General features: G+C 56.5%; 11 protein-coding genes and 2 pseudogenes. 7 read left to right on the forward strand and 6 right to left on the reverse strand.

Going from position 1 to position 10,007, the window contains the following annotated elements; translation table 11 throughout:
• On the reverse strand, window positions 1-357 hold a 357-nt coding region (locus tag CKO25_RS19750), incomplete at its 3' end, for a transposase family protein (RefSeq protein WP_200389671.1).
• Window positions 358-520: 163 nt separating this feature from the next.
• Here CKO25_RS19750 and CKO25_RS19755 point away from each other — a divergent pair.
• From CKO25_RS19755 to CKO25_RS19765, 4 genes and pseudogenes are all read left to right on the forward strand, one after another.
• On the forward strand, window positions 521-1,114 hold the full coding sequence (locus CKO25_RS19755) for a hypothetical protein (RefSeq protein ID WP_200389672.1): 594 nt from the start codon (window positions 521-523) through the stop codon (window positions 1,112-1,114).
• Window positions 1,115-1,759: 645 nt separating this feature from the next.
• A pseudogene (locus tag CKO25_RS21415) lies at window positions 1,760-1,936 on the forward strand (M48 family metalloprotease); the annotation flags it as partial.
• A 13-nt stretch (window positions 1,937-1,949) separates the two neighbouring features.
• Window positions 1,950-2,111: a hypothetical protein gene (locus CKO25_RS19760; protein WP_242467769.1), complete on the forward strand. Its 162-nt coding sequence runs from the start codon at window positions 1,950-1,952 to the stop codon at window positions 2,109-2,111.
• Window positions 2,112-2,222: 111 nt separating this feature from the next.
• Window positions 2,223-2,507, forward strand: a complete 285-nt coding sequence (locus tag CKO25_RS19765) for a DUF427 domain-containing protein (RefSeq protein ID WP_200389673.1) — start codon at window positions 2,223-2,225, stop codon at window positions 2,505-2,507.
• On the opposite strand, the gene CKO25_RS19770 is transcribed toward CKO25_RS19765, so the two are convergent.
• On the reverse strand, window positions 2,491-2,964 hold the full coding sequence (locus tag CKO25_RS19770) for a hypothetical protein (RefSeq protein WP_200389674.1): 474 nt from the start codon (window positions 2,962-2,964) through the stop codon (window positions 2,491-2,493). The genes CKO25_RS19765 and CKO25_RS19770 overlap by 17 nt on opposite strands.
• A gap of 60 nt (window positions 2,965-3,024) precedes the next feature.
• Entirely contained in the window at window positions 3,025-3,696 is a 672-nt protein-coding gene (locus CKO25_RS19775) for a cysteine hydrolase family protein (RefSeq protein WP_200389675.1), read from the reverse strand.
• 188 nt (window positions 3,697-3,884) lie between these two features.
• On the opposite strand from CKO25_RS19775, the gene CKO25_RS19780 reads away from it, so the two are divergent.
• Complete coding sequence (locus tag CKO25_RS19780) at window positions 3,885-4,133, forward strand: ArsR/SmtB family transcription factor (RefSeq protein WP_200389676.1); 249 nt, start codon at window positions 3,885-3,887, stop codon at window positions 4,131-4,133.
• Here CKO25_RS19780 and CKO25_RS19785 read toward each other — a convergent pair.
• Window positions 4,087-4,482 carry a hypothetical protein gene (locus CKO25_RS19785; protein ID WP_242467768.1) on the reverse strand — a complete coding sequence of 132 codons (396 nt, stop codon included), beginning with the start codon at window positions 4,480-4,482 and terminating at the stop codon, window positions 4,087-4,089. The two genes, CKO25_RS19780 and CKO25_RS19785, sit on opposite strands and share 47 nt — an antisense overlap.
• Before the next feature lie 1,183 nt (window positions 4,483-5,665).
• On the opposite strand from CKO25_RS19785, the gene CKO25_RS19790 reads away from it, so the two are divergent.
• Window positions 5,666-6,202 carry a hypothetical protein gene (locus tag CKO25_RS19790; RefSeq protein WP_200389677.1) on the forward strand — a complete coding sequence of 179 codons (537 nt, stop codon included), beginning with the start codon at window positions 5,666-5,668 and terminating at the stop codon, window positions 6,200-6,202.
• Window positions 6,203-6,846: 644 nt separating this feature from the next.
• Here CKO25_RS19790 and CKO25_RS19795 read toward each other — a convergent pair.
• The gene (locus tag CKO25_RS19795; protein ID WP_200389678.1) at window positions 6,847-8,721 is read right to left on the reverse strand and encodes a KAP family P-loop NTPase fold protein; all 1,875 of its coding nucleotides are present in this window, start codon (window positions 8,719-8,721) and stop codon (window positions 6,847-6,849) included.
• A 226-nt stretch (window positions 8,722-8,947) separates the two neighbouring features.
• Entirely contained in the window at window positions 8,948-9,382 is a 435-nt protein-coding gene (locus CKO25_RS19800) for a hypothetical protein (RefSeq protein WP_200389679.1), read from the reverse strand.
• Between the two features lie 435 nt (window positions 9,383-9,817).
• On the opposite strand from CKO25_RS19800, the pseudogene CKO25_RS19805 reads away from it, so the two are divergent.
• A pseudogene (locus CKO25_RS19805) lies at window positions 9,818-10,007 on the forward strand (hypothetical protein); the annotation flags it as partial.

Raw genomic sequence — 10,007 nt, forward strand, 5'->3', positions numbered from 1 at the left:
GATCAATTCCAAAAGCATCTGTTGCTCGAAAGCTTTTGTGACTGAGGCACGTGGCGTATACCATGACAGGGTTTGACTTGTCGTTGGATGCCCTTCGCAGGAGCGACATTGATAGCGCTTAGGACGTAAGATCAACAGCACTCGGTATTCGAGTAGCGGCAAATGTCGAAGTTCGATCTCATTACCCAAACCATAAGCATGATGAATCGGCTTGCCACAACGGTGACACTGCGTTCCTTCTAGGGTACTATGAACGTCAATTCTCAACGTTTTACGTTCACCTAAAACCACCCGTTCAATTGCGAGGTCAGGAAGATTTAAAAGGGACTGAATCGTATCATTATCGAAAGTCATCATAAAAAGCGCTCGAATGACATTTTAGCGGAGCACCGCCATCAAGTAACTGATTTATATGATAACATGACCCCCTGAGATCCGGGAGAGCCAGTACCGGCCTATCGTGCCCGCAATATCGGGACCGTTCTTCCGATCAATCCTAGCCGCAACAGGAATCGGCAGAATGTACGACTTCCCAGAAACAGAAAAGAAATTAAGAAGCCGAATAATGAGCTACAAAGCCTCCTTATTAAAGGAGAAGAAAAAATTCGGCTATGTGGATGATGGTTCAGGAAAGAGATACTTGCTCTTTTCTTTGTATTTCGTATTGAATGATCTTCGGGAGGCGAAAGATTATATTCAATGGTATGAAAAAGAGTTTCCAGATGATATAGGAGAACCAATCCAGAAACTATGCTGGGCTTTAAGTTTACGGAGAATGGGAGATCAACTGGAAGCAAAAAAGATGCTGGCGGAAACGATGCTGTCGAATTTGTACATCATACCGAAGCTTCTTGGCCGCGAAATAGAAGAATACGATATGTGGCACTCATCAAGCGATCAGAATATTGAATATTTTGGCTATTTGCCCAAGGAAGTGACAGACTCCATAACGGAAGCTGATGTTCAATGGCTGCGTCAGCAGTATGACTCACATGAATTGCAACACATCCGGCAGCGCCATATCGAGATATACCACAAGCTGAAATCTACGAAAGACATTGACGAGCGGAAACGTTTATTATCAGAGTCGAATTCGCTCTTAAATGCTCTCTAATAACAGCAAACAAACGGCTCAGCCTGAGCGCATACTGCGCCTTCAAGTGCCGGCTTTTCTAGGCATGAGCATGGCTCAGTATTCGTCCGTTTGGCGATCACGTTAGCCCCAGAAGGGGCAAAACGACGCGAAGATGCAGCGATGGCAAAACATCGGAACAGAGAAAAGGCCCATTATTGCTCGCGTGCATACTGAGTAACAATCCCCCGGCAAAGCCGGGGGATTGTTACTAGCATGATAGACAGCTACTAATTGAAAGTGTCGGTCGTACGCAGCCGGTAGGGGCGTGACCGCCAGCGTCCGCAAAGCGCGTTGACCGGAAGCTCAGGTCAGATGGGCCAGTGACCGCTCCTGGGGCCAAGCCGTCGCCGACCCCGGCAACTCGACTGACAGCTGTCCGAGTGCAGCATTCATCCGCGTCTCCAGAGTCAACACCGGTTTTTGCGGGCCAATCCGTTGCGGATGGCCCTGACCAATCGCCTCCTCACGGGAAACCAAGGCACCCGCTGCTCACCGAAGCGACGTGCGTCGTCTGAAATCCCTGACCAGCGTCAGGCACTGGCGCGCCGTCATCCAACAGCACTGTTCCGCGGCGCCCGATCTGCGACCATATCCCTCGATATCCTATATCGTCGACGTCACGCCATGCCGACTCGCCGCCCCCATCCGTTGCGCGTCCTCCTTGGACCGCTCCTGCTCGCGACCGCCCTGCTCGGCGCCGAATATGGCTTGCTGCTGCCCTACAGCCGCACCCACGAGCGCGAGGCCAACCGCATCGGCCGCGATCTAATGGCGCAGGCCGGATGCGATCCGCGCGCCGGAGTCGCACTCTGGCGTGGCCGAGATGACTATGGTCCTCGCCACCCTGGACGACGAGATCGCCGGTTTGGTGTTCGAGGTCGCACGCGAGTGCGAGCGCGAGGTCTTCGAAGGGCGCTACCATCAGGGTCGCGGTCATGTCGTGCAGATCGTGGGACGCAAGCCGGCGGAGGGTTGAGCGGAACGTGACAACCGAACCTCGCCGATAGGATGCCGAGCCGCGCGGCTCATCCCCGTCCGCTCCACCGGGCTACCCGTGAGCGGCCACCACCCACCGAAGGCATACAGCATGGTGAAAGCAGTTTGGAAAGAATGCGTGATCGCCGAGAGCGAGCAGATCCAGGAGATGGACGGTTATGTCTATTTTCCCATCGCATCAGTCCGACAGGATCTACTGGAGCCGAGCGAGCGGCGATCCGTCTGCCCGAAGAAAGGCGAAGCGCACTATTTCCATATCCTGGTCGGCAATGACTGCAATGTCGACGCTGCCTGGCGTTATCCCGAACCGAAACATGCGGCTGCGCGGATCGCCGAGCATATCGCCTTCTGGCGCGGGGTCACGGTGGAGCGCTAAACGAGCCGGACGCGCCGGCGCGCGGCACCAGGTCCGGCGGCAGCGTCGGGAAGCGCTCCAGAAGCCGCACGGGGTCGCTGTCCGCGGCGCAGGCCGCCGGGTCGTCCTCGGCATCGCAGGGGCCCAGGACCTGCACCGCCCAACGTCCGTCCCGGCGCTGCAGGAGCGCGGTGACATCCTCGTAACGGTTCGTCCCGTCGCGCGATTGCGGGGCGGCCTCGACCCAGGCCCAGCCCGCGCCGACCCGCAGCGCCGCGACGACGAAGACCAGATCCGGTCCGGTCAGGTGCGTCAGCTCCGCGCGCACGGCATCCAGGATCGCGCCCCGCTCCCGACTGCCGGGCGGCGGGGTGGTGATCGTCTCGCTCGTGGCCGGCGTCGCCGCCTGACTCGCCATGCAGCACCCCAGCAGGATCAGGATCAGGGCGCAGCCGATCCGGGCGCGGTTCGGATTCATCCTCGTGTCCTCGCCGCAATGAGATGACGAGACGCGCGCGAGCGCATGGCCGCGTGCCCCTCAGAGCCCCATGATGTCCCGCAGCTCCACGCTGCCAATCACCTGACAGTAGATCATGTTGATGATCTCCAGCTCGCGCCGGTGCAGCGCGTCGGTGCCGGCGGCGCAGCCGTCCTCGACCACGATGACGTTGAAGCTTTCGTCGGCGAGACTGCGCACCGTGGAGGAGACGCATTGATCGGTGAAGATCCCGGTCAGCACGACGTTGCGGATACCCAGGTTCGCGAGGATCAGACGCAGGTTGGTCCCGGTCAAGGCACTGTCGGTGGTCTTGGTCACCACGATCTCGCCGGGGTGCGGCGCAAGCTCCGGCACCAGTTGACTCGCCGCGCTGTCCTTGGGCAGCAGCAGGGCGTTCCAGCCCGGCTTCTTCTGGCTGAGCGAACGGTCCCGCCCGTCCTCGAGTTGGCAGGCGATGCGCGCGTGGATCACGTCCATCCCCTTCGCGCGAAAGGCGTCCTGCAGCCCACGGGTGGTCGGGATGACGATCTCGCGCATGCGCCGATGGAAGGGGAACCAGCGTGCGGCCTCCTGCGGATCGGCCGGGATCTCCAGATAGAGGTTCTGCACGTCGATACACAGCAGCGCCGTCTCGGCCGGGTTCAGATCCAGGTCCGCGGGCTCGGGCGCCTGCGCGTAGTAGAAGGAGCGGTAGGCGGTCTTCCAGTTCATCGGGGTTCTCCGGGTGATGGGATAGGCGGGAACACTGATGGATTGGAGAGAGATGGTCTACATTCCAGTATTACATGGAATATAAGAGTAATTGATGCCGCTCTGCGAACACCCATCAGCCGAGATCCCCGACATCCCGGCAACCACGCTTCTGGGCCATGCGGCCGAGTTGTTCCGGGCCATGGGTAATGGGTAATCCGGAGCGTCTCCGCCTTCTGGCCATGCTTCAGGGCGGCGAGCGTTGCGTGGGCGAGTTGGTCCGCGAACAGGACAAACTCAGCACCGTCTCGGCGCGGCTACAGGCTCTGCATGGTGCCCGTCTGCTGCACAGGCGCCGCGAGGCCCGACACATCTACTACCGGCTCGCCGAAGAGCATGTGGCGAGACTGCTCAACAATGCACTGGAACACGCGGAGGAGCGGTTTGCGACGCCGTGACAACCCCTTCAGGAGGACGACTTCGATGAGCTGCCAGAAACACCCCGATCACGATCATGAACATAGCCCCGGTTGCGGGCACACGGCGGTCGAGCACGACGGCCACGTCGATTACCTGCACGACGGGCATCTCCATCATCCGCATGGAGACCATATCGACGAGCACGTCATTCCGGTGACTGCGGCCAATCCCGATCAATGCACGCCTGCGCATCACTGCGGAGGTCATGACGCCGGTTACGTGCATGGACCCGGCTGCGGGCACGAGGCGGTACCGCACGGGGATCATGTCGACTATCTGGTCGAAGGCCATCTCCATCACCCGCACGGGGATCACTGCGATGATCATGGCCCGTTGAGGGTGATCGGCTAACCGCGCTTTCTACACGCCGGACGATCGGTGCCGGCGTGTCCTCGGTTCCCCTCGCTCGTGCCGAAGCCCGTCTGACCCGCAAGCGAGTCCGGACGCCGGGCCGCGGGTGTCGAGACCGTGCGGCGCCGAGCCGAGGCCGCCGAGGCGGGAGCCGGCCCACAGGTCCGCGATCGACGAGGAGCAACATATGCCGCTGCAAGACGAAACGGGGCGACGTGGATCCAGACGCGGTCGTGGTCAGGAGCTAGGTCAGGGGCGTGGACGTGGCCCCTGCGGTGGCGGACGGATGCGCGCGGGACGCGGCAATGGCCGGCGCGGAACCCTTCAGAGTGCGCAGATCGCGCAGTTGCGGGTGAGGCTCGTGCAGTTGGAGACCGGAGCTTCGTCAGGAGCTGTATAACGACCTCGCACCCCTGGCTGCAATCCGACCCCCCTCCCAAGACCGCCGGCCCGAGCGGCTCGAGCCCCGACGCCGGAGACAGATCTAACGCGACCCTGCGCGAAACCCCTGAGTAGGCCATAACCTCCTTTATGTACCTTTCTTAGCACAGGTGAAAGACGGGCTCAACGCATCTCCGCGGTCTGGGCTCTTGATGAAAAACGGGGGGCACCAGACGCATCTGCGCTGGCCATAAAGCGAACCTCCCAGCCCAGGCGTCGAGGATTGCCTAGTCGTGGTGCTGCGGACGATCTTGGCCGAGGGGAATTGCTTCAACTCAATGCCCGAGGCGCAGAAGGTCCAAATTTCGTCCAAGCGCTTCAATCGCCTGCTGAATCAGCTCGCGGCAGCCGCTTAAGATTGGCCAGAGTCGAGTAATACCGAATTTGTCGGAACAAACTCCTCCATGCCCGCCGCGAGGAGATCCACCTCAGAGTTGACCGCGACATCAACGATATAGAAAAGTGGGGCGGTGGGTGATGCGCGACCATCGGCCTTGATCATTGCTTGGCCCAAAACCCCGTGCAAGCGTAAGAAAAGCTGCGATCCTAGTTTGCTAATCAGCTCTTTACGCCGGGACGACTTGCTCCCGCCGGATAGGTGGACCAAACGATGATCGGGACAGCAAATCGCTCTTGGTCAACAACCGAATGTAACGGGTCCGGCGGCATCTTACCGCCAGAAAGTGGAGAAGTCGTTAGATCTAGAAAACCGAGGTCAATGAATATGTTCAGTAAAAAAGATCCAACGAAAATGTCGGTGAGAGTGTCTTCAGGAGACCGGCCAAAGTCGGGTTGGACTCTGGCGATCCTCGCCGCGGCTGCTCCGATTGCTCTTCTAGGGTGCGTAACCACGTTGCCGATGGCACCGGACTCGATCATGGCGTCGCGGAGCCCGGCCTCGTGGGAAGTCTGCCGGTCACAGGTATTCGACGATCTTGTGGCGCGTGGGCAGCGTGAAGGTGATGCCAGTGGGTACGTCGGCGCCAGTGGCAGTGGGGCACGCGACGACATCTTAGCAGCTTGCGGACATCAACCGATGACCCGACAAGCCTGTAATGATGCCTACCAGAACGCCTATCTTCCCTGTCATGAGCGCGCCAGGACGGAAAAACAGTATGGATTGGCAATGGTGGAGCTGGCCGACGTCAACATGTTCAACCCCGCAATTATGAGCAAGGAAAAGGTCGAATCGCTTTGTCGCGCTCAGGGTCCGATCAATCGGGATAGGTTTGGCGCGTTATTGTGTGGTGAGTGATCGGCGTCTTTGAACACGGCAGAGATCGCGTTGTCGATCCGATCCTTGGTCATGAGATATCTGACCGGACCGTCAATGGGGGTTAAGTACCTCGCCACATAGGTTTTCGACCCGCTCGCAACGCATGAAGACATGCCCGCCCCTCGGTCCCGCGTAGAGCCGCGCGGGCATTCCCCGGCGCTCAGCCGGGGAAGTCAACTCACCACGCCCGCGGAGGCACCGACGACGGTTTCGTCCTGGGCACCGTCGATGTGAGCATGGCGCCGCCCGCACCACGCGGGATTGATCGCTCGGATCCAGATTCTCGATATGGGTTGCGGGCTTGGTCGCGACGCTCTGACTGCTCTGGAGGGCGCTGGGTAATGCCGTGGCCGGAACGTCCTCAACCCTACGGCATCACCGAAACTGGCGCGCCTCAACGGCGTCCAACCGGCTGCACCGTTGTCGAGAGCATTCTAAAAGGGAAACGAGGAATAACCCTGCCTTCAAGCGCGCGAAGTTTCGTGAATCCTCATACTCGTTTAGTTCTGCAAACGGTCCCACCTGCCCTTAGACTTGGCCAAGATGCTGCCAGGGTTCGGCGACCACTACTCCGCCGCAAGAACTTCACCCATACCCCGGTGCCGGCTCAAGTTGACGAAGTCTTATTGATCATCCACAAGGGACACAGGAACGGTCCTTTCAACAGCATCGAAACCCTTAGCGCAACATCCAATCACGTGTTCAACCAGAAGATCAAAAACCTCTTTATAAAGTTCTGCAGAAACCTCTTGCCTAAGCTTCGCTTTGATACCCATACTACCCCATTTGTCTTTGAAAACAAGAGACTCTAGCTTACTCTCATCAATCTCACCTCGCGCCGTGATTGCCTGCAAGACTGTTGGGTAACAAGGACCCACAAACTTGCCCACCAAACCTATATTAGGAGCATGGTCTCGTTTGCCGGGATTGCTGATGTATAGAATGACTTTCCCTTGCCTAATGTCCGTGTTTGAGATACTGGTTTGGGTTTTCGCAATGGTAATCGATAGATTGGGGTACTGATTTTTTTCCGCCATGAATCTTTCGACAAGGCTTCGATAAACAGCGATAGCCTGTTCCGGAACCTGGTTTCGAGCTAGTTGTTCAAGCTTGTCTTCGAGAGAATTAAAAACGGTCTTATGGCCAATCTTTTGAGTGGATAGTTTTGCTTCGGCATCATCGTCGACGCTGGTAATCGCTGCATAATCCAGAGCACGCTCAACTTGTTCTGAGAGATTGTCAGCGAACTCTTCACGCAGCAGCTTCATAAGCTCAAGAATTTCTAAGGATCGTACCTTCAGATAGGGATCACTTTGACAAGTCGCCCAGACGATTTTTTCCCATAGCTCGTCGACTAACTCATTACCCTTGTGAACATTCAGTTGTTGCTCAATTTGCTCTAAGTCGATATTTCTTTTTGCTGCAAGAGCATTGTCCCATTCCACATAATTAGGTTCTTGACTGATAAGCCGGAAAATCTGTGGAAACGATACCTGAATCCCAAGAAGCGCAAATAGCATCAGATCGTTGCTAACGGCGTTTTCGTCGGATTGACGCGCCCGCACTTTGTTTGTCAGACTGAACGAATTGAGATACCTTTTTAGACTTCGAGGGTTCGAGCCAGTAGTAAATCTCACAATCTCTGCGTATTTTGCTCCGTCACCTGCGGCAACACTCACCCCAAGATTCTTCAGTTTTTCGACAAGGAACGTCTTCATGCTATAGATGCCGACGGGCATTGAAAACGGAACTTGAATAATCTTGTCGAAAAAAGAACGGAACTCCCTTTCGTTCTTATCTGTTTTCGGACCAAATTTACTTTCCAAACCCTTCACCACGACGTCATAGTCGATCGCGAGAACGAAAACGCAGTACGGAATGTCAAAAATATTTTTTAATGCTTCCAATAATTCCACTGCTACTGTTGGCGGGATACGATCTAGATCGTCGACGAAAAATACGACCTTTTCGATTGGGTTTTCAGCACTGGAAACTAGCCGCTGGATAATCAGCGTGATGTCTTTTTTTATTTCTGCAATGTCGCCTTCGGCTTGATGGCTTTTCAGATTCGCGGCGCCAAGTACGTCCAAGCCGGTTTGCATGGTAATCATCTGATTGGCAACATTGCCGAGAATTCGACCAACCTTTTTTATCGCCTTGTCGATTTCGTCCGTGTTCTCCCAAACACCGCGATCTCTACAGCTTTTCTCCAATTGCTCCAGCATGCTTTTCAATACTTTTGGAGTCACTTCTTTCGACGTTCGAAATAAGCTGTGCTCCCAGGTGTTGACCCAACTGGTCGCGATATTTTGGCAAGAGAGGTTTTCCAAAAGAATCGCCATAAGCGATGTCTTCCCGGTTCCCCATTCTCCTTGAAGCCCGATGGTTATGGGAGTATCGCTTTCGGCTATGAACTCACTCAGTGCGTCGCTGTATGTTTTGATCTGGAGAAGATCTTGCGCGATTGATGTGATCGGGGTATCGGTGATTGATGCCATCAGAAGATTCCTTTCGTTAGTCAAGGTCAGATATGATATGAATGCTCGCTCCTCACCACCGTCTCGGGCGATGAACGGGCGGCGAGTACGGATGCTGTAGCACCGTTCCGACCCGTGAACACCCCCATCAGGTCTAACGTGGTCGAGGTTTGCTCGGGATGCATCCACAGTTGGGCAACGACGTCCGCGCGAGTGCCGCCAGTCGGGCGACAAAGGTATGCATGACCTACGGCTCTTCGTCTCCCTCGATGGACTCGCTGCGGCACACCAGCCGGAGCGGCTCGGACTCATCGAAAGGCTCCTGAAGCTCGCGGTACTGAGCGATGATGTATGCACGTTCATCCGAAGGGATCGGCATTTCTACGCGTCCGGCGAGATCCGGTGCTCTGCGCTTGAACTCGGCAACGCTGATATCGAACTCGAATCCCCAGACATCACCCTCCCCGGAAGCAGCCATGATGTAGCGCGTCGGTCTCATGCCCCGGATCGACACCCCCTGGAGGCGCTCCGAAGCCTCGTAGGGGATGTCGATGAACGTGCATTTCTGCAGAAAGGCGTCGATCTCCGCTGCGGAGATCGCAGGTTTGGCGGCATACGCCGGAAAGTGGCCGAGCAGTGCAGCGGCAGCGATGGTCAGACTGCACAGGCGGGTTTTCGTCATTGTCGATCTCCTTGGCGATGAGCGGGGATACGCGTTTCAGGTGCGCCTCAAACATCTGTTCTGTTTTGCGAGGCGGGGATAGAGTACACGCATACTGGGAACACCTGCCGTGCCAATTGCGATCGTAGGTTCTCCGGCGCAGCCCTGTGAGAAGGAGCCCGGGGTTCCATGCGGCACACAAGATCCTCACGTTTCGGAGGTGCGGCGCAGGTATAGAATGGGATGCAACCCTTGCCCCGGGCGCCCCCTATCATGATCAAGTTCGGGCAACGCCCAGTCGTTCGGCTCGACCTAGGACCAGGATGTCTGATCAAAGTGTAAATTCCAAGTATTGGGAGTGAGCTTTGGCTCTCCCGGATCTCAGGGGGTCATGTTATCATATAAATCAGTTACTTGATGGCGGCGCTCCGCTAAAATGTCATTCGAGCGCTTTTGATGATGACTTTCGATAATGATACGATTCAGGCCCTTTTAAATCTTCCTGACCTCGCAATTGACCGGGTGGTTTTAGGTGAACGTAAAACGTTGAGAATTGACGTTCATAGTACCCTAGAAGGAACGCAGTGTCACCGTTGTGGCAAGCCGATTCATCATGCTTATGGTTTGGGTAATGAGATCGAACTTC

The organism is Thiocapsa imhoffii (assembly GCF_016583985.1).
Taxonomy (GTDB): Bacteria; Pseudomonadota; Gammaproteobacteria; order Chromatiales; family Chromatiaceae; genus Thiocapsa; species Thiocapsa imhoffii.